Annotated in this window: 22 protein-coding genes; 9 read left to right on the forward strand and 13 right to left on the reverse strand. The window is 41.4% G+C overall.

Annotated elements, in window-relative coordinates:
• The 3 genes from DP73_RS14940 to DP73_RS14950 all read left to right on the forward strand — a co-directional run bounded on the left by DP73_RS14940 (position 1) and on the right by DP73_RS14950 (position 4,030).
• Positions 1-1,299 carry a (Fe-S)-binding protein gene (locus DP73_RS14940; RefSeq protein ID WP_034600522.1) on the forward strand — a complete coding sequence of 433 codons (1,299 nt, stop codon included), beginning with the start codon at positions 1-3 and terminating at the stop codon, positions 1,297-1,299.
• A 12-nt stretch (positions 1,300-1,311) separates the two neighbouring features.
• The gene (gene larA / locus DP73_RS14945; RefSeq protein ID WP_034600523.1) at positions 1,312-2,595 is read left to right on the forward strand and encodes a nickel-dependent lactate racemase; all 1,284 of its coding nucleotides are present in this window, start codon (positions 1,312-1,314) and stop codon (positions 2,593-2,595) included.
• 427 nt (positions 2,596-3,022) lie between these two features.
• Positions 3,023-4,030, forward strand: a complete 1,008-nt coding sequence (locus tag DP73_RS14950; protein ID WP_034600524.1) for an ABC transporter substrate-binding protein — start codon at positions 3,023-3,025, stop codon at positions 4,028-4,030.
• 148 nt (positions 4,031-4,178) lie between these two features.
• On the opposite strand, the gene DP73_RS14955 is transcribed toward DP73_RS14950, so the two are convergent.
• On the reverse strand, positions 4,179-4,985 hold the full coding sequence (locus DP73_RS14955; protein WP_034600525.1) for a carbon-nitrogen hydrolase family protein: 807 nt from the start codon (positions 4,983-4,985) through the stop codon (positions 4,179-4,181).
• Between the two features lie 159 nt (positions 4,986-5,144).
• Here DP73_RS14955 and DP73_RS22685 point away from each other — a divergent pair, with 159 nt between their 5' ends.
• Positions 5,145-5,372 (forward strand): glutaredoxin family protein, encoded by a 228-nt coding sequence (locus DP73_RS22685; RefSeq protein WP_014901744.1) that lies wholly within the window; start codon positions 5,145-5,147, stop codon positions 5,370-5,372.
• Positions 5,373-5,431: 59 nt separating this feature from the next.
• Here the strand turns inward: DP73_RS22685 and DP73_RS14960 are convergent, their stop codons facing one another.
• Together DP73_RS14960 and DP73_RS14965 are read right to left on the reverse strand one after the other, a co-directional pair.
• On the reverse strand, positions 5,432-6,607 hold the full coding sequence (locus tag DP73_RS14960) for a pyridoxal phosphate-dependent aminotransferase (RefSeq protein ID WP_034600526.1): 1,176 nt from the start codon (positions 6,605-6,607) through the stop codon (positions 5,432-5,434).
• Positions 6,608-6,649: 42 nt separating this feature from the next.
• Entirely contained in the window at positions 6,650-7,630 is a 981-nt protein-coding gene (locus DP73_RS14965; RefSeq protein WP_034600527.1) for a D-glycerate dehydrogenase, read from the reverse strand.
• A gap of 376 nt (positions 7,631-8,006) precedes the next feature.
• Between DP73_RS14965 and DP73_RS14970 the strand changes: the two genes are divergently transcribed.
• Positions 8,007-8,732 carry a metallophosphoesterase family protein gene (locus DP73_RS14970; RefSeq protein WP_034600528.1) on the forward strand — a complete coding sequence of 242 codons (726 nt, stop codon included), beginning with the start codon at positions 8,007-8,009 and terminating at the stop codon, positions 8,730-8,732.
• 1 nt (position 8,733) lies between these two features.
• On the opposite strand, the gene DP73_RS23500 is transcribed toward DP73_RS14970, so the two are convergent.
• Positions 8,734-8,895 carry a hypothetical protein gene (locus DP73_RS23500; protein WP_165574416.1) on the reverse strand — a complete coding sequence of 54 codons (162 nt, stop codon included), beginning with the start codon at positions 8,893-8,895 and terminating at the stop codon, positions 8,734-8,736.
• 232 nt (positions 8,896-9,127) lie between these two features.
• Between DP73_RS23500 and DP73_RS14975 the strand changes: the two genes are divergently transcribed.
• The gene (locus DP73_RS14975; RefSeq protein WP_034600529.1) at positions 9,128-9,790 is read left to right on the forward strand and encodes a phenylalanine--tRNA ligase beta subunit-related protein; all 663 of its coding nucleotides are present in this window, start codon (positions 9,128-9,130) and stop codon (positions 9,788-9,790) included.
• A 68-nt stretch (positions 9,791-9,858) separates the two neighbouring features.
• Here the strand turns inward: DP73_RS14975 and DP73_RS14980 are convergent, their stop codons facing one another.
• Positions 9,859-11,061: a trypsin-like peptidase domain-containing protein gene (locus tag DP73_RS14980; RefSeq protein WP_205623398.1), complete on the reverse strand. Its 1,203-nt coding sequence runs from the start codon at positions 11,059-11,061 to the stop codon at positions 9,859-9,861.
• Positions 11,062-11,277: 216 nt separating this feature from the next.
• Here DP73_RS14980 and DP73_RS14985 point away from each other — a divergent pair, with 216 nt between their 5' ends.
• A complete protein-coding gene (locus DP73_RS14985; RefSeq protein ID WP_034600530.1) occupies positions 11,278-13,287 on the forward strand; it encodes a molybdopterin-dependent oxidoreductase in 2,010 nt (669 codons plus the stop codon).
• A gap of 97 nt (positions 13,288-13,384) precedes the next feature.
• Entirely contained in the window at positions 13,385-14,668 is a 1,284-nt protein-coding gene (locus tag DP73_RS14990) for a glycoside hydrolase family 18 protein (protein WP_034600531.1), read from the forward strand.
• A 140-nt stretch (positions 14,669-14,808) separates the two neighbouring features.
• On the opposite strand, the gene DP73_RS14995 is transcribed toward DP73_RS14990, so the two are convergent.
• The 3 genes from DP73_RS14995 to cax form a co-directional block, all read right to left on the reverse strand.
• Positions 14,809-16,161 (reverse strand): ammonia-forming cytochrome c nitrite reductase subunit c552, encoded by a 1,353-nt coding sequence (locus DP73_RS14995; protein WP_034600532.1) that lies wholly within the window; start codon positions 16,159-16,161, stop codon positions 14,809-14,811.
• A 20-nt stretch (positions 16,162-16,181) separates the two neighbouring features.
• Complete coding sequence (locus tag DP73_RS15000) at positions 16,182-16,664, reverse strand: NapC/NirT family cytochrome c (RefSeq protein ID WP_034600533.1); 483 nt, start codon at positions 16,662-16,664, stop codon at positions 16,182-16,184.
• A 219-nt stretch (positions 16,665-16,883) separates the two neighbouring features.
• The gene (gene cax, locus DP73_RS15005) at positions 16,884-17,918 is read right to left on the reverse strand and encodes a calcium/proton exchanger (protein WP_034600534.1); all 1,035 of its coding nucleotides are present in this window, start codon (positions 17,916-17,918) and stop codon (positions 16,884-16,886) included.
• Positions 17,919-18,072: 154 nt separating this feature from the next.
• On the opposite strand from cax, the gene DP73_RS15010 reads away from it, so the two are divergent.
• The gene (locus DP73_RS15010; RefSeq protein WP_205623399.1) at positions 18,073-18,576 is read left to right on the forward strand and encodes a GNAT family N-acetyltransferase; all 504 of its coding nucleotides are present in this window, start codon (positions 18,073-18,075) and stop codon (positions 18,574-18,576) included.
• Between the two features lie 82 nt (positions 18,577-18,658).
• On the opposite strand, the gene DP73_RS15015 is transcribed toward DP73_RS15010, so the two are convergent.
• The 5 genes from DP73_RS15015 to DP73_RS15035 all read right to left on the reverse strand — a co-directional run bounded on the left by DP73_RS15015 (position 18,659) and on the right by DP73_RS15035 (position 22,018).
• Positions 18,659-19,084, reverse strand: a complete 426-nt coding sequence (locus DP73_RS15015; RefSeq protein ID WP_014901757.1) for a universal stress protein — start codon at positions 19,082-19,084, stop codon at positions 18,659-18,661.
• A gap of 60 nt (positions 19,085-19,144) precedes the next feature.
• A complete protein-coding gene (locus tag DP73_RS15020) occupies positions 19,145-20,065 on the reverse strand; it encodes a SufD family Fe-S cluster assembly protein (RefSeq protein WP_034600535.1) in 921 nt (306 codons plus the stop codon).
• A complete protein-coding gene (locus DP73_RS15025; RefSeq protein ID WP_034600536.1) occupies positions 20,046-20,798 on the reverse strand; it encodes an ATP-binding cassette domain-containing protein in 753 nt (250 codons plus the stop codon). The genes DP73_RS15020 and DP73_RS15025 overlap by 20 nt, the downstream gene beginning before the upstream one ends.
• A 170-nt stretch (positions 20,799-20,968) precedes the next feature.
• Positions 20,969-21,232 carry a hypothetical protein gene (locus DP73_RS15030; protein ID WP_034600537.1) on the reverse strand — a complete coding sequence of 88 codons (264 nt, stop codon included), beginning with the start codon at positions 21,230-21,232 and terminating at the stop codon, positions 20,969-20,971.
• Between the two features lie 141 nt (positions 21,233-21,373).
• Complete coding sequence (locus DP73_RS15035) at positions 21,374-22,018, reverse strand: HAD hydrolase-like protein (RefSeq protein WP_034600538.1); 645 nt, start codon at positions 22,016-22,018, stop codon at positions 21,374-21,376.
• Positions 22,019-22,239 lie beyond the last annotated feature (221 nt).

Genomic DNA, 22,239 nt, shown 5'->3' on the forward strand with positions numbered 1-22,239 from the left:
ATGAACCGTTCATTAGAGTCTTGGCAGAATGAAGCTATCCGGTGCATTCGGTGCGGTGCTTGCCAAAATGTTTGCCCTGTTTTTAAGGAGTTACAAGTGGAATCTACGGTTGCCAGAGGACGAGTTAAGCTTATACGGGGAGTTATAAATAAAGACTTAGATCTTACAGAAGGTTTAATTGATAAAATGTCTTTATGCTTAATGTGCAAGGCCTGTGTGGCAAACTGTCCTAGCGGGGTGAAAGTGGACAAGCTTGTGGAAGCAGCTCGCAAAGAGATTACCGAAAAGAAAGGACTCTCTCCCCTTAAGAACCTAGTCTTTCGCTTGGTATTAAAAAATCGGTGGATATTCGATACGGGCATGCGAACGGGTAGATTTTTTCAAGGCCTTGTTTTTCGAAAAGGGCCTGAAGGGCAAGGAATGTTGCCCAGAATGTCCCTGGGAATAGATAAGAGGAGACTTCTTTCTCCTCTGGCTCAGAAAACCTTTAAAAGTTTGTATCCTGAAGTAGTGAACGTCCCGGAAGCAAAAATGAAGGTGGCCTTTTTTACGGGATGTATGATTAATTATATTTACCCAGATACTGGCCGTGCAGTTATCAATGTTCTTAAAAGAAATGGAGTAGAAGTTAGAATTCCGCCTCTGCAAAACTGCTGTGGTACTCCGGTTCGCATTAATGGGGACTATGAAACGGCAAAAACAATGGCTAAGGCCAATATCGATGTTCTTCTGAAAGAGAACTATGACTCGGTAGTGGTGGCCTGTGGCACATGTGGTCTGAGCTTAAAGGAAGAGTATGCTGAATTATTCCAGGATGATCCGATTTATTTAGAAAAGGCCAAGATACTTGGCTCTAGGGTCAAGGATTTTACAGAATTAGTAGTAGCTCTAGAGGGATTCCAAGATAAAATGGGACATTTACCGTTAAAGGTGACTTACCATGATCCCTGTCACCTTGCTCGAGGGCTAAGAGTAAAAGCTCAACCTAGGAAAATTATTAGAAGTATCCCAGGAGTGGTTTTTCAGGAAATGGACAAAGCGGATACCTGCTGCGGAAGTGGGGGTTCCTTTAGCTTATATCACTACGAACTTTCGACTAAAATCAATGACCATAAAGTCAACACAATCAAAGAGACAGGGGCAGAATTATTAGTAACGGGATGTTCGGCCTGTCGGATGCATATCGCTGACGGTCTTAACCGACAGGGGATTGCGGTACAAGTGATGCACACGGCACAACTAATCGAGATGGCTTATGAATCTAAGCAGCGAAGGATAACGAAAAATTTGGGGGTATAGGGGGGAAGGGCCTTGGGTAGTTTTAAACTTAGCTATGGAAAAGAAATACTGTCTTTTGAGCTGCCGGATTCAGTTCAGGTTCGGGAGATTGAAGCTAAAGCTAGTCAGCCAATAGTAGATATTGAAAAAGCTGTTCGGGAGGCATTAGCGCATCCTGTTGGCACTGCTCCGCTGATAGAGGTGGTAAATCCCGGTGACAGAGTAGTAATCATCGTTAGTGATATTACTCGGCTTTGGGTAAGGACAGATGTGCTTTTACCTATTTTGCTTGATGTGCTTAATGAGGCTGGTGTGCCAGATGAGGATATTTCCATTGTTACGGCAACGGGAGATCACCGTTTGCAAACTGTGGAAGAACACACAGCTATTTGTGGAAAAAAGGTTTTAGAGCGAGTTTCAATTTATGATCATGAGTGTAATGCACCTGACTTAGTTGATTTAGGATTTTCAACGGCGGGTACTCCGATAAAAGTAAATCGCCGGGTCTGGGAAGCGGATAAAGTAATTCTAACAGGAGGAATTGCCTATCATTTGTTAGCAGGATTTGGCGGGGGACGTAAGTCAATTGCCCCCGGTGTTTGCGGCTATGAAATGATTCAAAAAAACCATTCTCTCGCACTGAAAGATGCAGGACCTTCAGGACTTAATCCCAACATTCAGACCGGAAAAATGGAAGGAAATCCGGTTGCCGAAGATATGTTAGAGATCGCTCGCCTCGTTGGCGCAGATTTTATCCTGAATGTTGTGGTTAATGAAAAGAAAGAGTTTGTTCATATTGCGGCGGGTGAGTTAGAGCGGGCACATTTAGCGGGCTGTCGTGTAACCGAAGAAATCTTTGGCATAGAAATCAAAGAAAAAGCAGATTTAGTTATTGTTTCAAGTGGGGGATACCCTAAAGATACCCAGCTTTACCAATCTATCAAGGCCTTAGATAATGCAACCTATGCAGTTAGAGAGGGCGGAGTCATTATCCTGGTTAGTGAATGCTCAGATGGGATCGGTTCTCGGCCATTTGAGGAGTTTTTTAATCATGGTGATGTTGAGGAGATGAGTGCCAGACTTCATGCCGACTTTACAATGCCCGGTTTTGTAAGTTTGAGAACAGCAAGCATTTGCCGAAAGACCCCGGTCATCTTAGTGAGTTCTCTGACAGATGATGTGGTGAGACGGATGAAGATGCTTTCAGCTTCTTCAATAGAAGGAGCTTGGCAATTAGCCAGGCAAATCCTTGGGAATCAGCCGCAATTCGTTTACATAATGCCTCACGGCGGAAGTACATTCCCGATTATCTCTTAGAAAGAATGAATGCAGGTATGAGAAATATTTTTGGCGAGGTATTGAATTATTGGCATGTGGGTGTTATTATCATATAAACCGTAGATGGGGAAGTAAAACCGCATGACCAACCTCACAGAGAGTCGAGTAGGGTGGAAGCTTGACAGGTAACGGAGCGGGTAAATGGGCCTCAGAGGGTGGAACGAAAAAGCACCATGCTTTAGTAGTTACCAACGCAAAGCCAGCGTTATTGGGCTGAGGGTGTGTTGGCACTCTGCATGAGAGGATGCATGTATATTTATGCATCAGTTAAGGTGGTACCGCAGATTAACGTCTGTCCTTATTTTAGGATAGGCGTTTTATTTTTTCTGTTTCACCGGTCTATTCTTAAGAAGAATAGACAAATGCAGTTGCCAGAGAATTATCTATTTTGAAGGGGGAATTATTTATGAAAAGAAAATTGGCTAAAATGATGATCTCAGTGTTAATGACCATGACCTTAGTGTTATCCCTAACAGCCTGTTCACCCAGTAAAACAGAAACTCCTGACAAGACTGCAGCTAAGAAGAACATTGGTATCGTGCAAATTGTTGAACATCCGTCCCTGAACACTATCAAGGAATCAATCGTTACTCAGTTAAGTGAAAAAGGGTTTAAAGATGGGGAAAATATTGCCATTGATTATCAAAATGCCCAAGGGGATCAATCTACATTAAAGACAATTGTCAGTAAATTTGTTAACAATAAGTATGATCTGATTATTGCTATTGCCACGCCCTCAGTACAGGCAGCCGTAAGTCAAACGAAGGATATTCCCATCCTCTTTGCAGCTTGCGCGGACCCCTTAGGGTCTGGAGTGGTTACTAATCTGGAAAAGCCGGGAGGAAACGTGACTGGTACTTCTAATGCCGTTTCAGCGGAAAAGATATTGGAGCTGGCCAAGCGCATTACCCCGAATTTTAAAACAATCGGTGCTTTATATAATTCCAGTGAAACGAACTCCTTAATCGTGATCAAGGGCTTGAAAGAATATGCAAACAAAAATAACTTAACAATTGTTGAGTCCACCGTAACCAGTTCTGCAGATGTTCAACAGACTGTTACATCTCTAGTCGAAAAAGTTGATGTCATTTTCGTGCCCAATGACAATACAGTAGCCACGGCGATGCCACTGGTAGCCCAGATAGCTAATAATGCCAAGATACCGGTCTATGTTGGAGCTGATTCATTGGTCAAAGATGGAGGATTGGCAACATACGGCATAGATTACAGTGTTCTGGGTAAAGAGACCGCCGATATGGGTGTAGAGATATTAAATGGGAAGAATCCTGGGGAAATACCTGTTAGAACCATGTCAGACATGAAGATATATCTCAATAAAGACACTGCAACCACTATCGGAGTCAATTTTCCTGAAGATGTTGTAAAAGAAGCTGCTCAAGTATTTAGCAAATAATATGCTAATATAGTATCAGATCAACAAGGTCCTTTCTGTACCTTACAAGAGGCGCAGAAAGGATTTTTTACTTTCTCGGAATTTTTGATGTCAAGTATGTGTTGAGTACCTTTTGTTTTCTGTGCTTAGTTTAGATGATTATCAAATTTCAATAGAGATTTTCTCGACGCTGCTTTAAAATCGGAATTGCCTCTCTAACTTCTTCAATTTCACTAAAATCCAGATCTGCTAAGAGAATCCCCGGCCTTTCATCCAATTTAGCAATTACTTGTCCCCATGGATTAACAGCTATGGAATGACCATAGGCGATATAGGATGCTTGAGGATTTCGGGCTGGGGATGTGCCCAGCATGAAGATCTGGTTATCGAGGGCACGGCTGCGGAATAATAATTCCCAGTGTGCCGGACCAGTAGTCATGTTGAAGGCGGCAGGGACAATGACTAGACGTGCCCCCTCTTTAGCCATTCTCCTAGTCAATTCCGGAAAGCGAATATCATAGCAAATTTCCAGGCCGAACTTGCCCCAAGGAGTTTCAAACAGAGTTACAGAGTCTCCCGGAGAAAGAACCTCGGATTCAATAAATTTGATCCCATTTTTGACGCATACATCAAATAGATGTGTTTTGCGATGCTTGGCAATAATCTCTCCTTGGGGATTAAAGACGATGCTTGTATTATAGAGAAGTTCGTCAACAAGTTCAGGAATGGAACCCCCAATAAGAAAAAGACCATAGGAGCGCGCCAATTTTGAGAGAGCCTTTGTTGTTTCCCCCGAGGGAATGACTTCCGCATAGTCACGGAAACAATGTATGTCATATGGACAATTAAACATTTCAGGCAAAACTGCAAGCTGGGCCCCGGCAGCAGAAGCCTCTTCAAGCATTATAGCGGCTTGTTTTAGATTGTCTTGTTTATTGGGGTTAACGGGAAGTTGACATAAAGCGATCTTTAACAATTTTTTGTAAGCCTCCTTAGTCTTTGGTTCAAGACGAAGCATCTACCCATATGACGTTTGTATATGAGTATTATAAACTCTATGACTTAAAAAAATTATAGAGAATGAAAACTTAAATTAATGCAATACTAAACATTAAAAATAAGGAGGGTTATGACAATGAAAAATGTCACTATGTTTTCGAACAATACCTGACCCTATTGTTCAGTAGCGAAGAAGTTTCTGTCGCAAAACAATATTCCCTTTGAAGAGAAGAATATCAGTAATGATGAAGCAGCTTTGTTAGAGTTGCAGAAGCGGAACATCAATAGTGTCCCTACTTTCTTAGTAGGGGAAGAAGTTGTTGTGGGCTTCAATAAGGACAAGATTCTCGCTCTTGTACATTAAGTTGAATACAGAAAGAAGCCGCTGGGTTGCCCAGCGGCTTCTTATGATATAAGAGTTTACTAGCGGATTTTACCTAAAGAAGTTTCGATGCGCTCCAAAGCTTTTTCAATGTTAGCTACAGAATTTGCGTAGGAAAAACGCAGATACCCCTCACCATAGGAACCAAAGGCAGTACCGCCTAGACAAGCGACCCCCCCATCATTTAAGAGGTAATCAGCTATTTCCTTTGTATCTTTTCCGAAGGATTTGAGATTTGGGAATACATAGAAGGAACCTTCGGGTAGAAGACAGCTTACTCCAGAAATAGAGTTTAAACCATTTACCATGATATCACGGCGTTTCTTAAACTCCGCTACCATTTTTTCAACCTCACCTTGGGGCCCTGTGAGTGCCTCTTTACCGGCCATTTGAGTGAAAGCAGAAGTGCAAGAGTTAGAATTAACCATCAGTTGAGCAATTCGAGCGGCTATTTCGGGGTGCATAACCCCATAACCTAATCGCCACCCGGTCATGGCGTAGGTTTTAGAGAACCCGTCCAATATAATGGTCCAGTCCTTCATACCAGGTAAAGATGCTATTGAAAGCAGAGGAGTATCAGCATACACGATTCGATCGTAAATTTCATCGGCCAGAACGAGGATATCTTTTCCTCTTACTAAATCGGCGATTGCTTTAATATCATCACTGGTGAGAACTCCACCGGTAGGGTTTCCGGGAGAATTTATGATGAGCATTTTTGTCTTGGGGGTAATTAATTGGGCTAGCTCATTAACATCTAATCTAAATTGATTTTCTTCACGCAAAGGGATAGGGACCGGTGTTCCACCGACAAAGCGAATAACGGATTCATAGATGGGAAAGCCGGGATTGGGATAAATAACTTCATCTCCGGGGTTAACCGTTGCCATAATAGAGAAAAACATAATTGGTTTTCCACCGGGTACGATTACTACATCTTCAGCAGACGCATCAACTTTTTTTTGCTTCTTGATATATTGGGCAATTGTTTCTCTGACTTCAGGTATGCCGGGAGCAGGTGTATAGTGAGTATATCCACTGGTAAGGGCCTGGCAGGCGGCATCAATAATATTCTGTGGAGTATCAAAATCCGGTTCGCCAATTTCCAGATGAACCACGTCTTTGCCCTGGGCTTCTAATTTTTTGGCTTTTGCCAAAACCTCGAAAGCAGTTTCTGTACCCAGTAAAGACATTCTATCTGCAAATACATTTTTCATTTCAAACACCTCTTTCGCGTAAGTTTTATTTTAGTTCCTTTACTAATTCTTCTTAAATACTTCGGGATTTAAACAAGTCGGTGGAAGTTCTCCTCTCATCGCCGCTAAGATGTTAGTTACAGCAATAATACCCATCTTTGTTCGGGTTTCAAAAGTAGCACTGGCGATATGGGGGCATACTATAGCATTGTCCAGTTCCAAGAGACCTGGAGCAAATTCCGGCTCGAACTCATAGACATCAAGTCCCGCGCCCCATATTTCACCAGTTTGCAGAGCTTTGACCAGTGCTGCCTCATGCACTACGGGGCCGCGGGAGGTATTAATCAGAATTGCAGTATTCTTCATAAGTTTAAACTCTCGTTCGCCTAACAAATGATGGGTCTCGGGGAGAAGTGGAGTGTGAACTGAAACAAAATCGGATTCTTGGAGAAGAGTCTCCAGACTAACGTATTGACCGTCTGTTTCTTTTTCGAATTCAGGATTAGCCGCAACATCAGAATAGAGTACTTTCATATCAAAGGCCTTTGCTCTTTTGGCGAATGACAATCCGATTCTTCCGGCACCAATGACACCAACTGTTTTGTTCATTACTTGCTGCCCTAGAAAAAGCATCGGTCCCCAGCCTTCATATTTCCCCATTCTCGAGTATTTATCAGATTCAACGACTCTTCGTGCTGTAGAGAATAATAACGCCCAGGCCATCTCTGCTGTAGTATCAGTAAGCACTCCAGGAGTATTAGAGACCATAATCCCTCGTTCGGTAGCGGCGGGAATATCTATGTTATTGAAGCCTACCGCATAATTGGCAAAGATCTTAGCTCCCTTAGCTGCATCCATAACTTCAGCATCTATCGGATCAGTAAGTAAACTTAAAACAGCATCTCTGCCCTTAACCTTTTCTAACAGAACGGACTTTTCAAGAACCTTGCCAGTACGATTGACTTCCATGTCGCAAAATTCTTCTAGCATGTCAAGTGCCGGTTTGGGTATTTCATTCGTAACATAAACATTCCACCTACTCATGTGTAACCTCCAATAGTTTAATTTAGTAGATTCTATACGAGTAGTAATCCCAAATGCAAGCGGTATTATGAGTTTATCCCTAAATATATCCTCGTTATTTAAATGTCATATATCAACATTACTTAAGAGTAGTTGATTTGCATGCAGTTTTTAATTTAAATACAAAGAAAAATCTCATAGTAAATGGTAATCAAATAAATGATTAGAAGTTATCTTAAAATAATGTATAATTATTGTACTGTGCATTTTGAGTAGAGAGATACTTGGTTACAGCGGCTCAAAGAACTAAGATATCAATACTAGCAAAACCTTGAGAGTGAAAAAAAGTTAAGAGTCAGAAGAAAAAGTTATAGGGTTAAGAAACAAGGAGAGCGGCATGGAGAGAATCGCGATTATATCAGATATTCATGGCAATTTGCCTGCTTTAGAGGCTGTATTGAAAGATATTGAATCGAAGAGTATTCGGCGAATTTTTTGCTTGGGGGATATAGCGGGAAAAGGGCCTAGTCCTACTGAAACAGTCGATCTAATTAAAGCACGGACTGAAATAGTTATTAAAGGGAATTGGGACTGCTATCTATCAGAACAAAGCGGGTCGCCAGTACTTAAGTGGCATCAGGATAGATTAGGTATCGAGAGGCTGGATTATTTAAGGAGTCTTCCAATCTATAAAGAGTTTTATATTAGCGGTAAATTATTAAGACTATGCCATGCGTCTCCCAATGATTTATTCCATAGAGTTTACCTTACATCGGAAATAAATAAGCGACTAAAACTGTTTGAGGCTACTCCAACCCTTAACGTTGAAGCAGATATTGTTGGATATGGTGATATACATAGTGCCCACATTGATAATTTCTCTGGAAAGACAATTTTCAATGTGGGAAGTGTCGGCAATCCACTTGACATAACCCAAGCTTCTTATGGAATAATTGAAGGGAACCTAGGGAATAGAGATGAAGGATCATTAGCGATATCTCTTGTAAGGGTACCCTATAATGTTGAACTATCCGTTGCGCTGGCGGAATTAACCGACATGCCAGAGAAGCAAGAGTATATCGACGAATTAAGAACGGGAATCTACAGAGGGCTAAAATCCTAAGTTAAAGGTCAGAAGGTGAATTTGGATGGAGAGTCGTCCATTGACAGGCGTGTTGAAAAGCTTGTTCTTTTTCCGCAAGCAGCTTTGAATGCGTATCAGAGTCCAGTGGATCAATACATTCTTGATAGAGGTCTAAAGCAATAAATTTGTAATCAGTTGACATTTTTTCATCCCTTCCATTCAAAAAATTTGTTTAATTAGTGGGTTATTTTTAACGTGCGTAAGTTGCCTAAAAATTATACTTTGCCTTCTTATAACGATATCCTTTTAAACGAAACGGATTATAAAGGGCAAACCGGTCAATGTTCTGTATTTTTCTCAAATTCTCTATATAATGGAGTTGATTGTTGCAGGAGTCCCAATACATACGGATGATTAAAGGGGTCTGATATTTTATGATCGACATTATCATATCCAAGGAATTAAAAGAACTTTGTCCTGATCTCGTCCTTGGATGTATCCAAGCAAAAGTAAGTGTTGAAAGTAGTCCGAAGGAACTTTGGGAAGAAATAAACAGTTGCTGTGATGTTCTACAGAGAGAGATACATGTAGAAGAGTTGGAGGCTTTACCCAGAATAAAGGCGGGTAGGGAAGCCTATAAAAAATTGGGTAAGGCTCCAAGTAGATATAGGTTATCTTCAGAAGCTCTTATAAGAAGGGTCTTGCAGGGTAAGGGTGTTTATAAGATTAACAACGTTGTGGATATCAATAATCTGATCTCATTAAAATCTACTTTTCCAATTGGTTCATATAATCTTAATAACTTAAAGAGTCCTATTATCCTAAGAATTGGTCAGAAGGAAGAACAATACAAAGGTATAGGTAAAGAACTAATCAATATATCTAGTCTTCCTGTCTTAACTGATGCCCTAGGAAGTTTCGGAAGTCCTACCAGTGACTCTGAAAGAGCCATGATCACAAACGATGTCCGTGAAATCCTAATGTGTCTTTTCTCTTTTAATGGGGAAAAAGATGTGAGAGAATATCTAAAATATTCAGAAGAACTTATCGAAAAATATGCTAAGGGAATAGAAATCAAATCAAAAATTGTTCTATAGCGTGAAAAACAGGTTGAGGGGGTGGTTCTCTTGTCTAACGACAGAAGAACCGCCCCCGTGTCAAAGTTTTAGGTTGAAGCTAATTCCCCTAGGATGGCTTCGGTTTGCTTTATTTGCCCATCTCGGATGTAAGTTAAGGTTACTTTGTCGCCTACTTTGTTTTTATAGAGTTCCCGAATCAGATCTGAAGAATTTTGTATCTCGGTATCATTGATCTTAGTAATGACATCTCCTTGCTGTATACCGGCCTTAGCCGCCGGGCCGTTGAGAGTCACTGCTGAAATGTAGGCGCCTTGAGGTTTGTTGTTGGTTTTAGCGTAGGTGTTGTATTGATCATCGGTGCTTACAAGAAGAGCGGGATGTTTGGCAACACCTGAGGCAATTAATTGTTGTATCGTTGGTAAAGCATCGGAAATTGGAATAGCAAAGCCCATTCCTTCAAATCCGGTTTCGGCATATTTTACGGAGTTAATTCCAATGACTTGGCCTTGATAATTGACTAGTGGCCCACCGCTATTACCAGGGTTGATAGCTGCGTCTGTTTGAATCAGATTGTAACTGGCTACTCCTTGAAGGTTTAGAGTACGATTAGTGGCAGAAATAACCCCCGTGGTTACAGACCGAGCAAATTCGTCCCCGCCTGGATTACCAATAGCAACTACTGACTGACCGACCTCAACTTTTGAAGAATCTCCTAGCTCTACCGCTGTAAGGTTTGTTGTATCCGAAATCTGCAATACTGCAAGATCTGTTCGTGGGTCGGCCCCAATCAATTTTGCATCAAGAGTACGTCCGTCACTTAAGCTGACGGTAATTTTTTGGGCACCTTCAACTACGTGATTATTAGTTGCGATATACCCTTTTTTTGCGTCGATTATAAAACCGGAACCGCTTCCAACCTCTTGAAGATCTGATTTCCCTGAGAAAGACCGGCCGGTTTGAAAGTTGGCAACCCCCACAACAGCTGGGCCAACATTTTTAGCAATTTGAGCTACCGGATAAATAGTTTGATCCGTTGTATAATTAGCAACCTGGGTAAAGGAAGAATTAGCTGATTCCAATGGTGCGACAGTACTTGTAGGATAGATATAGGGAATTGCCGCAACAGTAGAAAGGCCTCCGATAACTGCGCTAATTAAACATAAGCTGGCATAAGCCAATACCTTGCCCTGAGCTCTTGGTCGAGAAATGGATTGTGTAGTGTTTGGGCTGCTAAAAGTGTTAATATTGTTAATATTGTCATCGAGTGTTGAACGAACATCCTCTTCCATTATATTTCCTCCTTTTTATGTTGAGTTGGTTCTTTACACCAACTAATTAACTACATTTAAAGGATATCCTAAAAGTGTTAAAGTAAATGGTGCAAAGTGTGAAATATTATAGTTCTTAAAGTTGAGATTTTGTGAAAATTAGATATTATATGAAGGAACCATTGCTTTTTAGTTCGGATTATACTTCGAAAATGTTCAAAAAAGAGGAAGTGGATTATGAATACTGAAATGAAGAGGTCAGTGTGCCCATTTGATTGTCCGGATGCCTGTGGGCTTTTAATTGAAGTTATTGACGGCAAAGCCGTAAAGGTAAAGGGTGATCCTGAGCACCCTTTCACCAAAGGTACTTTGTGCCCTAAGATGAATCATTATGAACGAACGGTACACTCCCCGCAAAGATTAACACAGCCTCTTCTACGCATTGGCGAAAAAGGAGCGGGAAATTTTAAACCTATTTCCTGGGATGAGGGGATTCAATATATTGTGGACCGGTGGAAGGAGATTATCTCTAACTATGGTGCAGAAGCTATATTGCCCTACTCATATGCCGGAACAATGGGAGTTGTTCAACGTAATTGCGGGGAGGCCTTTTTTCACAAACTCGGGGCCTCGAGATTAGCACGAACTATATGTTCCTCGGCCAAAGGTTATGGCTGGTCTTCCGTTATGGGAAATACCCTGGCGCCACATCCGGATGAAGTGAAGAAAAGCGACTTTATCCTTTTATGGGGTACAAATGCTCTGGCCACAAACATCCATCTTCTGCAAAACGTAAAAGAAGCCCAAAAGCGTGGTGCTGCTGTATGGCTCATAGATACTTATGAAAATCCTACTGCTAAGATTGTTGATAAAGTTGTTTTGGTCAAACCCGGAAGAGATGGCGCGTTGGCTCTCGGCATAATGCACATTCTGGTACGTGAAGGCTGGATAGATTTACCTTTCGTTACCAAGCATGTACAAGGCTTTGAACAATTGCAATCAGAAATCCTACCGGATTATACTCCTGATAAAGTGAGTCAGATTACTGGAATTGATGTAAAGTTGCTCGAAGAATTGGCATTTCACTATGCTAAAGCCAAGGGGCCTTTTATTGCTTTGGGCTCGGGACTTTGTCGTTATGGGAATGGCGCAATGACTGTACGAACTATTACCTGTCTTCCTGCCCTAGTCGGTGCTTGGGAAAAGCCCGGAGGAGGGCTGCTGGAAAGCATATCAACGGGTTCAGCCTTTGTTACAAGCAAAGTAACTCGTGAAGATTTTTTGTCTGAGCAACCCCGAATTGTAAATATGAATCAGCTGGGCCAAGCATTAACAGAACTATCTGAGCCGCCGATTATGAGCATGTACGTATTCCATTCCAATCCTGCAGTTGTTGCTCCAGATCAAACAAAGATAATCAAAGGGTTATCAAGAGAAGATTTATTTACAGTTGTCCACGAACGTTTTATGACAGATACAGCTCGTTATGCTGACATTATCTTACCCGCTACCAGCTCCTTAGAACATTCAGATATTTATAGGGCATACGGACATTACGGTATTCAACGAGCGACTGGAATAATTCCCCCCCTTGGAGAGGCTAAGTCGAACTGGGAAGTCTTTCAATTACTTGCTCAAGCAATGGGCTATGAAGAGTCTTTCTTTGCTCAAAGCGCAGATGACTTGATTGATCAATTGCTTGATCCTCCCACGCCATGGTTAGCAGGGGTCGATATGGCAAATCTCCAAGCAGGGCGCCCTGTGGAACTTTCCTTGCCCCAGGACTACAAAACCACCTATCTCACTCCATCGGGCAAGATTGAAATATACAGCCCCGTCGAAACCGAACCTTTACCGCGCTATTTTGCCCCTTACGAGGATGACGCCCCTTTCTACCTGATGAGTGCCCCAAGTCTATATTCTTTAAACTCTTCTTTTAACGAACGGCCTGATTTGCTGCAGAAAAAGGAAGAGGCTTATTTGCAAATGAATCCTAAAGATGCTGAAGACAAGAAGTTGCAAGATGGCCAGAAAGTAATAGCATTTAATGATCGTGGCGAGGTAGTGTTTATACTTAAGATAGCAGCGACTGTTCCCCAGGGAGTCTTGGTCACTGAGGGTCTTTTTTCTAAGGAAAAGATGCTGGGAACTTATTCGGTCAATGCCCTTACTTCACAACGTCTGACAGATAGAGCTGAGGGAAGTACCCTTTATGATGTTAAAGTGGATGTCCGATTATACTCATAAGCTAATTTTTAGGTGCATTTATGAATTTATAGGCGCGAGCATCATTCTCTAAACATAAATTAACAGGAAGGATCGCTATGTTTAGAGGAGGATTTATATGCAAATTCATGTGGTGAAACCCGGAGATACTCTTGGTAAGGTAGCCCGAGCTTACGGGGTCTCCGCCCAGGAAATTGTTGAAGCCAATGAAATTCCAGACCCCAGCAGATTGGCAGTAGGGCAAACATTTGTTATCCCAATCAGAGGGCGATATCATTTCCTTCAACCTGGTGAAAGCCTATGGTCAATTGGTCGTCGTTACAATGTCTCGGTTGAGGAATTAGTCCGCATCAATAATATTCAAAATCCTAATACTCTCCCCGTTGGCTTGCGCCTATATTTGCCCCAAAGGCCTAAGATGGCCGTAGAAACCAATGCCTATATTGATCCGAGAATGACCCGGGGCAGTTCCGCTGAGGATGTAGACAAAGTAGGAGAGCATCTGACTTATCTTGCAATTTTTACCTATGCTGTTAATCGCGAGGGGAATCTTACCCCTGTGGATGATCAGCCATCGATAAATGCAGCCTATAAGGATAGAGTCTTACCCCTTTTGGTACTGACCAATTTTGAGGAGGGACAATTCAGCACTGAAATTGCTACAGCTATCTTGACCAGTGAAGCCATGCAAGACCGTGTTCTTAACCAAGCTCTTCAGATAATGAATGAGAAGGGATATAGGGGGTTGGATTTTGATTTTGAGTATTTGGGGGCTCAAAATCGGGTAAGGTATGTCCGCTTCTTAGAGAAGGCGCGTCAATTATTAAAACCTCGGGGGTACTATATTTCTGCTGCTTTAGCCCCAAAGTATAGGGCTGAGCAAAAAGGGGTTTTGTATGAAGGGCATGACTATCAGTTAATCGGTCAAGTGGTTGATTTCATCTTCTTTATGACATACGAATGGGGATGGTCCGGTGGGAAACCGATGGCAGTCTCTCCCTTGCCTCAAATGAGAAATGTCATGGAATATGCTGTTTCTGTAGTGCCGAAAGAAAAGATTATGATGGGGATGCCGCTCTATGGATATGACTGGACATTACCCTATGTTGAAGGAGGCAAATTCGCGAGATCTATTAGTCCGCAACGGGCTTTGCAATTGGCTGTTCGTTATGGTGCAACTATTAACTATGACAGAGTTTCTCAAGCTCCTTGGTTTAGATATACTGACGAACAGGGTAAACAACATGAAGTTTGGTTTGAGGATGCCCGAAGTATGCAAGCGAAATTCGACTTAGTAAAGGAACTGGGGATTCGGGGTTTTTATTATTGGGTATTAGGCAATGATTTTCCGCAAAACTGGCTTCTTATTGAAGATAATTTCGTGGTTCGTAAACTAATCTAGTGAACTGCATATCTCTATATAATAGTAAGAGCAAGAAGTCTATTATAGGTTGTTCTTCTTAAAAGCTAACAGTTCTTTCATAAAAAGCTGTTGCTGTAAGAATACATACCGCAGTAGACTAACTTGCTCTTTTTTGAGAATTACTGCTTTGGTGCAGTACCTTGGCCTGCTGCCTCAACGGCAGTGCCTGAACCTGGCGTTTTTCCTGCATCAGGATTAGCAGCACCTGCGACGTTTGCGCCCACCCCGAGGTTTGCTTTTAGTTGTGCTTGACGGGCCAGATCAAGGCCTTCCCCAAGTATACGTAGAGCTTCTTTTGGGCTGTGCCAACCCATGCTGTTTTCTGCGGAGATATAATCCCATCTCCACTGAGCTTTACGATGTAAATTCCTAGCTTCATTCATCATATCTGCTTTGGCAGCAGGATTATTTGAAGCTGTTGTAATAGAATTAATAGCGTCAGTGAGTGCAGTTTCTAAGGCAACCTTTGCTTTATAGACTTGATCCTGGGTGCCGATAACTTGGTTTTTTAAATACTCTTCACTTTGTTTATGGCAGGTTTGACAGGATTGGGAGATATGATTAAGAGGACTCTGCAGATGATGGGAGGATATTTTACTTTGCCCTTGTTTTACATAGGGCATATGGCAATCCGCACAGGCCACGCCATTTGCAGCGTGTACACCTGTTGAGAAGAGTTCATAATCTGGGTGTTGAGCCTTCAGCATCGGAGCCTGGCTTTCTTTATGATCCCAATCTTTAAAATTTATTTCTGTATATTGCTTTTCTGCATCATCCATGCGCAGACCATAGTTCCAAGGGAAGGTAACTTTTTTGTTATCGGGTTTGAAGTAATACTCAACGTGGCATTGTGCACAGACCATGGTGCGCATTTCTTGCCGGCTCAATTTAGTAGGGTCTATTCCTCTGGTTTTCAAAGCATCAAGAAGAGGAATGCTTGTAATTGTCAGTTCCATTGTTTTTGAGTCGTGGCAGTTCGCACAGGCAATTGGATGTTTGATTTGATCCTTTAAATCAGCAAACGGGGTTGCCCAGAAAGAGTCCCCCATTTTGTCAACAAGGGGTTTAACATTAGGGCTTTTGCAGTTCCAGCAAGAGCTAATAGTTTTTGGACCGACACGAAGTGTCCTTGTGACATCCTCTAAGGCCCAGACGTGACCTCTTTCTTCATTGTAATCTTCAGAGAAAGGATATCCGGCGAATAGTTTTACTTGAGCAGGAGACTCTTTGAGATGGGATTCGGGTACGGAGCCTCCATACTTAGAGTTGCCTTTGATTTGTTCTTTTTGTTCCAGATAACTGGCATAATGATCAGGGTAGGCCTTTCCCCAGACGGCGGGATCTAATTCTCCTTCGGGGATAGTAGCCGTTGTAGGAGGAGTTGGCGATTGTTGCTTGCAACCAAGTACCAGGAATCCGAACAACATAAGCATTAGACTGAGCAATAGAAAACTACGCCAGGTTTTAAACATTTATAGTATACCTCCATTTTTCAGCGAATCGCTGTATGTATTGGTTGACTAGAGAAAGGCATTGTTGGGGGTTCATGGGGTTCTCCTCGATGACACTCAAAACATTGTTTTCCGTCACTGGTATTGATTCTAGAAACGACGGTAGAATGACAGCGCAGGCAGTTGCGTTGGAGAATGTTCCTGCTCCATTCTTTGGTGTGTAAGACATCCGGTGGAGCAAAGGTGTTTTTATAATAATCTCTGGCACCTGAATATCCTTTGTAGACAATTTGCTCGAGAATATTATCATGTGGTATGTGACAATCCTTGCAGCCTACCCCATTTGTTTCCCTGTGGACACTGTGAAAAGAAGTTTCATACGGCGGCTTCATAATATGACAGGTTGTTCCGCAATAATGAGTAGTAGATGTCCGTTCGTACTGAGCAACCACAAAGAATCCAAAGAGTACAAGTAATGGCACACCTATCAAGAGCCATTTTTTTGTTTTGCTAGATAGTTTCATAGGAACCTCCTTTCAGGTTTAATTTTGTTTTAGTATGAAGGTTTTTTGATGCTTTTATGTAAATTATTAATATGTTTTAGGCAGGGCTATATTCTACAATGGATGCAATGATGACATATATAAAGGCCCCTATGCGGGAAGATATAACTTCCAGCACAAGGGCCTTATTCGGGCTTAGTATGCAAAGTGTATCGATGCTTTAAAATTAACACGCAGTTGCTAGACAAACAAAAATGCTAAGGCCATAATAGAATAAGCTGCCAGCAGTTGTGCACCCTCTAACCAGTTTGAACGGCCATCCATACTTATCATGGCAGTGATTACTGTGCCCATAATAATGACGATAAGTTCATACCCTGTAAATAATAAGTCAAGAGGTTGGCCAATAAAATAACCCAGGAAAACTAATAAAGGAGCGACAAAGAGTGCAATCTGGGTACTTGAACCTATTGCAATTTCTAAGCTGATATCCATTTTATTCTTCATAGCCATCAGGACACTTGTGGAATGTTCAGCGGCATTGCCGATGATTGGAATGACTATAACTCCAATAAACAGCTCACTGATGCCTAAGGTGTTTACCACCGGATCAATTCCTTCTACCAGGAGTTCACTTTCTATCACTACAAAAAAAGTAGCGATAAGGAGAATTAAAAAAGATTTGGGTTTTGACCAACTGGGAGAATCTGAACACTCTTGGCTTGGTCGAAAAACATCTTTATGTGTATGTAAAGAAAAAACCAAGCTAAGGATATAGACAATCATAAGGATTCCTGCAACTCCCAGGCTTAAGGGCTCGGCAGCAGGATTAGAATGTGTGTTGAGGAAGACTGCCGGGATGATCAACCCCGTCACTGCCATTAGGAGCATAGCGGTATGCATACCAGCTGCAGCCCTATTGAATTTCTGGACTTTGTACTTAAAACCACCCAGAAGCATGCTCAGCCCTAACACTAAAAGAAGATTGCCTATAATAGAACCTGTAATGGAAGCTTTTACGACTTCAACCAATCCAGCCTTGAGGGCAAAAACTGTGATAATAAGTTCTGCTGCGTTGCCAAAAGTAGCATTCAACAACCCCCCTAATCTTGGCCCAACATAGATAGCGATTTCCTCTGTTGCCTTGCCCATGTATCCGGAAAGTGGAATTATACTCAAACAAGCGGCAACAAACTGTAAGACGGGTGAATGACCGGAAAGATGCAAAAAAATACTAATCGGAATAGCTAACAATAATAGGTTGAGATATTTCAAAACTTAACCCCTCCAAACATCCATATTAAATAGTCTATTTACCATTAAAATCTATTTGAGTAGGAGTGTCAACAACAAGTATTAATTATCCTAATTAGTTTTTCCAGCCTTAACTGGATTATTTCTACTCACGTAAGAAAACTAAGGAGAGAGTATGAAGGAGCTTATGAACACAAGACTAGCAAACTTTAAGCTGAGATTTGCTAAAGCAGAGGATATCCCGCTGATATTATCTTTTATTAAAGAATTAGCGGACTATGAGAAAATGCTCGACCAAGTAGTAGCTACAGAAGAAATTCTAAGAGAATCTTTATTCGAGCTGAAAAAGGCAGAGATTCTTATCGGCGAGTATGAGGATAGACCGGTAGCCTTCGCCTTGTTCTTCCACAATTTTTCGACATTTCTAGGAAGGCCAGGTATATATTTGGAAGATCTATACGTTAAACCAGAAATGCGAGGTAAAGGGATAGGGAAGATCATTTTATCTCAGCTCGCAAAAATCGCGATTGAGAGGAAGTGCGGTCGATTAGAATGGTGGTGTCTCGATTGGAACGAACCTTCTATTGAGTTCTATAAAAGCAAGGGGGCTGTTCCAATGGAGGATTGGACTGTTTATAGAGTAACTAATGAAGCTTTAGTTAAACTAGCAAAAGACTAGGAAAAGCTTAAAGATAAAAAACAGGGCTAGAACTTTAAAGTCTAGCCCTGTTTTTTATAGGAAGTTTTTTAGGATTACATAGTTATTTAACGATAAGTACCGGACAAGGGGATTGAGCCATAACCCGTTGAGTGACACTTCCGATAAGTGCTCCGGTAAGAGCACCGTGACCAACTGTACCCATAACCACCAGATCGAACTCTCTTCTTACTTCATCTAAGATGCCACTGGCAGCGTGCCCGGATATATGCTTCTTTGTCAAGTGAACATTTCCGATGTCGATGCCTTTGAGTGTGATTTCCAAGGCTAACTCTCCACTCTTATCGATTTGCTCCTGATCTATGATGCTAGTAAATCCCATATGATACCCATAATAAGCTTCAGGAGTTGGGGTCACATGAAAAAGCTCGATTTCTGAGTTGAACTTTTTAGCTATTTCTAAAGCTGACTTAAGGGCGCGACGTGATGATTCAGAGCCGTCTGTGGGTACTAGAATCCTTTTGAACATTAGCAGCATCCTCCTTTAGTTATACAAAGGGTGTGGTTTGTTTATAAACAATAAAAGGTGCTATTTAAGAAAACCGTTTAAGATAGTATCTTCTGCTTCCTGTTCTGAGAAACCTAGGGACATTAGCTTAATCAGCTGCTCTGATTCTATTCTCCCGATTGCGGCCTCATGAACAAGCTGAGCTTCACTATGATGTGCAGAAATTCTTGGGGTGGAGAGAACCTGTGCGTTATGCATGATTATAGCATCACATTGGATATGGCCACGACCTTTATTGCGTCCTATTAAATCAAAATAGAATGTTTGCTTGGAATCATCTTGTGCTACAGAACGAGATATTATTTGAGCAGAAGAATCTACCCCTGACAATTCGACGGTAATGTTTGATTCAGCTTCCTGATCTTGGTAGGTTAGAAGTCGCTCAGTAACCACAAGCTTAGCATTATCCATTAGCCGAATTTCTGTATCTCTTTTTGTTTGGTCAATCCCTTTTATTTGAATTAACTCAAGTTCGACAACTGCACCCTCTTCAACCTCGATAATTGTCTTAGGATTTAGAACACGTTCTCCGTTGCCGTCACCCTGTCCATAATGTTTCTCTACATATTTTAGTTTAGCCCCTTTTCGAACAAAAAAGGTATGAATCCCATCGTGTTGAGATTTATGGTGTCCTGAATTATGTATTCCACATCCGGCCACTATCAAGACGTCTGAGTATTCACCAACTTCAAAGGTATTGTAAACAACATCGTTTATGTTTTCTTCCGTTACGATAACTGGAATATGAACGCTTTCTCCCTTGGTGTAGGGTTTTATGATTACGTCAATTCCAGACTTGTCCTCTTTTGTGACAATATCAATATTGGCCGTTGTATTTCGCTGAACTCCAGCCCCATTTTTCCGGATGTTAAAAGCACCTTGAGGAATCTCATGGAGATCGGCCACTTTCTCTAGCATTAGCTTATCCAACGCATTCAGCATTCTGACCAACCCCTTTCACGCATTTAGCACTACATGTGCAAGAATCATTATTCATAATTCCGGCAAGGATTATATCTCGCTCAGATTGTGCACTGACCGTACCATTGGACATAATTATAATTTCATCGGCAAGTTCCATAATACGCTCTTGATGGGAAATAAGTATGATTGTTGTATCATACTTCGAGTGGATATTCTTGAAAGTCTCAGCGAGTTTTTGAAAACTCCATAAGTCGATTCCTGCTTCAGGTTCATCAAAAACGGCAACCTTGAGATTTCTGGCCAGTACAGTTGCGATCTCGATTCTTTTCATTTCTCCGCCTGAGAGGCTTGTATCAACATCACGGTTTAAATAGTCTTGAGCACACAAGCCGACATCGTAGAGTAGATCGCAAATATTTACTTTTTCTGGATTATGGGAGGCGGCCATTTTCAATAACTCTTTTACTTTGATTCCCTTAAAGCGAGGAGGGCTTTGAAAAGCATATCCAATGCCTAGGCGAGCTCTATCTGTAATATTCTTAGCTGTAATGTCTATTCCGTCTAGTAAGATTTGACCTGAGGTGGGATTGTAAACCCCCATAATAGTTTTAGCTAGAGAGGACTTTCCACCTCCGTTAGGGCCGGTAACAACATATATTTTTTTCTCATGAAATTCTAAATTAATATTCTTTAGAATTTCAAAATCGATATCTCCTTGTATTTCTAGAGATACTTTTTGAAGCTGAAGCATTTATACTCCTCCTTTGTCACAGTCACCTATGTTCAACAATAACATAATTCTACAATTTATTATAGCCGTATTATTCAAGTAGTAATAAAAAAAGGCTGGAAGCGGGCAGCGCTAACCAACTTCGTATTTGTGAAGGTATGTAGACAGCGGTCGATTGACCGCTGCAGATTCTAAGCAAAATCTACTGTACCACCGGCTGATTGAACTGCATTAACGATAGAGTCCAGACTCATAGCATTGCCAGATCCGCCAGCAAGGAAAGGCAAACGAATAATAAAGCAAATTCCACTGGGTGAGGCAACCTCAACAAGGTTTAAGAGATTAATAACGGCACCAGGGGGGATGAAAATTCGCAGAACGGTTCCCGGAAGGGGGCCGCATTGAGATGGATTAGGTGTTGGACGGCAAGATGCATTAGATCGTCGGTAAAACATAACATCACTCCTTACCTTCATATGACTGTTTACACAGTCCATAAGAATTCAAGATCTCGAGCAAGTCTTAGAAGTGAAAATCCTTGTTTTACCTGTTGTATAGTATGAATGATTGTCCGATATGGTTACAGATATCCTTGGTTAAGGAAAGTTTTTCTTGATCCAATCAATAAACAATTCGACGTTAGCAAAGGAGTATTCGGGATTAGTTGCTAATACTTTTTGAATCTGAGCAGTTTCAGCCCACAGAGCACTGATTGATAAAACACCAACTTCCTTAGCAGACTTAACATCGTAAGCAATATCACCCACATAAGCAGCTTCTTTAGGTGATAAATGCCATCGATTTAAAATTTGGTGAATATGTTCTGGTTTACTGGCTCGATGTTCGGAACCAGTGATAATGGTTTCAAAGAAGTGTTCAAGTCCGGAGTGCTGTAAAGATATTTTCATACTGCCAGCGCCCTTGCCGGATACGAGGGCTAATTTTATCCTGCGCTCTTGCAATAGAGTTAGAGCTTCTATAATACCCGGAAAGGGTTCCGCATAATCAACATGGAGGTTGTCGTATTCGTCTAGGTAATATTGAAGACTTTCCTCCCAAATATCAGGAAACAGTTTTTTGAAAATGCCTTCTTCAGAAGGGCCAAATAGAGAGGATAACTCTTTGTCAGAGTATTCGCGACCAGTAAACTTTAATAATGTTCGGCTTAAACTTGTTCGTACTACAGGAAGTGAATTGATTAATGTCCCATCCAGATCAAATATAATGCCTTTGAGATTCATACCTACTCCTTTATAATCACCTGATTATTTAACCCTAACAAGGTACTTCCCAGTTTAAATTTTATAACAACTTTAACACAAATACTATAGCTATTCTATACAGGATTTGATTAGGAACCTGATCAATCAGCATGGGTTTTACACCATATTTTGGTAAATTAGTCTATTTTAAGGTATTACTGAATAGTATGGATTGTACAACTGTATAGAAGGATGTGCTG

It is taken from the genome of Desulfosporosinus sp. HMP52, from assembly GCF_000765145.1.
GTDB lineage: Bacteria > Bacillota > Desulfitobacteriia > Desulfitobacteriales > Desulfitobacteriaceae > Desulfosporosinus.

What these genes read in the sequence shown, in the direction of transcription:
- DP73_RS14940 (WP_034600522.1), top strand. Translation starts at nt 1, where the DNA reads ATGAACCGTTCATTAGAGTCTTGGCAGAATGAAGCTATCCGGTGCATT.
- DP73_RS14950 (WP_034600524.1), top strand. Translation starts at nt 3,023, where the DNA reads ATGAAAAGAAAATTGGCTAAAATGATGATCTCAGTGTTAATGACCATG.
- DP73_RS14960 (WP_034600526.1), bottom strand. Translation starts at nt 6,607, where the DNA reads ATGAAAAATGTATTTGCAGATAGAATGTCTTTACTGGGTACAGAAACT.
- DP73_RS14965 (WP_034600527.1), bottom strand. Translation starts at nt 7,630, where the DNA reads ATGAGTAGGTGGAATGTTTATGTTACGAATGAAATACCCAAACCGGCA.
- DP73_RS14970 (WP_034600528.1), top strand. Translation starts at nt 8,007, where the DNA reads ATGGAGAGAATCGCGATTATATCAGATATTCATGGCAATTTGCCTGCT.
- DP73_RS23500 (WP_165574416.1), bottom strand. Translation starts at nt 8,895, where the DNA reads ATGTCAACTGATTACAAATTTATTGCTTTAGACCTCTATCAAGAATGT.
- DP73_RS14975 (WP_034600529.1), top strand. Translation starts at nt 9,128, where the DNA reads ATGATCGACATTATCATATCCAAGGAATTAAAAGAACTTTGTCCTGAT.
- DP73_RS14980 (WP_205623398.1), bottom strand. Translation starts at nt 11,061, where the DNA reads ATGGAAGAGGATGTTCGTTCAACACTCGATGACAATATTAACAATATT.
- DP73_RS14985 (WP_034600530.1), top strand. Translation starts at nt 11,278, where the DNA reads ATGAATACTGAAATGAAGAGGTCAGTGTGCCCATTTGATTGTCCGGAT.
- DP73_RS14990 (WP_034600531.1), top strand. Translation starts at nt 13,385, where the DNA reads ATGCAAATTCATGTGGTGAAACCCGGAGATACTCTTGGTAAGGTAGCC.
- DP73_RS14995 (WP_034600532.1), bottom strand. Translation starts at nt 16,161, where the DNA reads ATGTTTAAAACCTGGCGTAGTTTTCTATTGCTCAGTCTAATGCTTATG.
- DP73_RS15000 (WP_034600533.1), bottom strand. Translation starts at nt 16,664, where the DNA reads ATGAAACTATCTAGCAAAACAAAAAAATGGCTCTTGATAGGTGTGCCA.
- DP73_RS15010 (WP_205623399.1), top strand. Translation starts at nt 18,073, where the DNA reads ATGAAGGAGCTTATGAACACAAGACTAGCAAACTTTAAGCTGAGATTT.
- DP73_RS15015 (WP_014901757.1), bottom strand. Translation starts at nt 19,084, where the DNA reads ATGTTCAAAAGGATTCTAGTACCCACAGACGGCTCTGAATCATCACGT.
- DP73_RS15020 (WP_034600535.1), bottom strand. Translation starts at nt 20,065, where the DNA reads ATGCTGAATGCGTTGGATAAGCTAATGCTAGAGAAAGTGGCCGATCTC.
- DP73_RS15025 (WP_034600536.1), bottom strand. Translation starts at nt 20,798, where the DNA reads ATGCTTCAGCTTCAAAAAGTATCTCTAGAAATACAAGGAGATATCGAT.
- DP73_RS15030 (WP_034600537.1), bottom strand. Translation starts at nt 21,232, where the DNA reads ATGTTTTACCGACGATCTAATGCATCTTGCCGTCCAACACCTAATCCA.
- DP73_RS15035 (WP_034600538.1), bottom strand. Translation starts at nt 22,018, where the DNA reads ATGAATCTCAAAGGCATTATATTTGATCTGGATGGGACATTAATCAAT.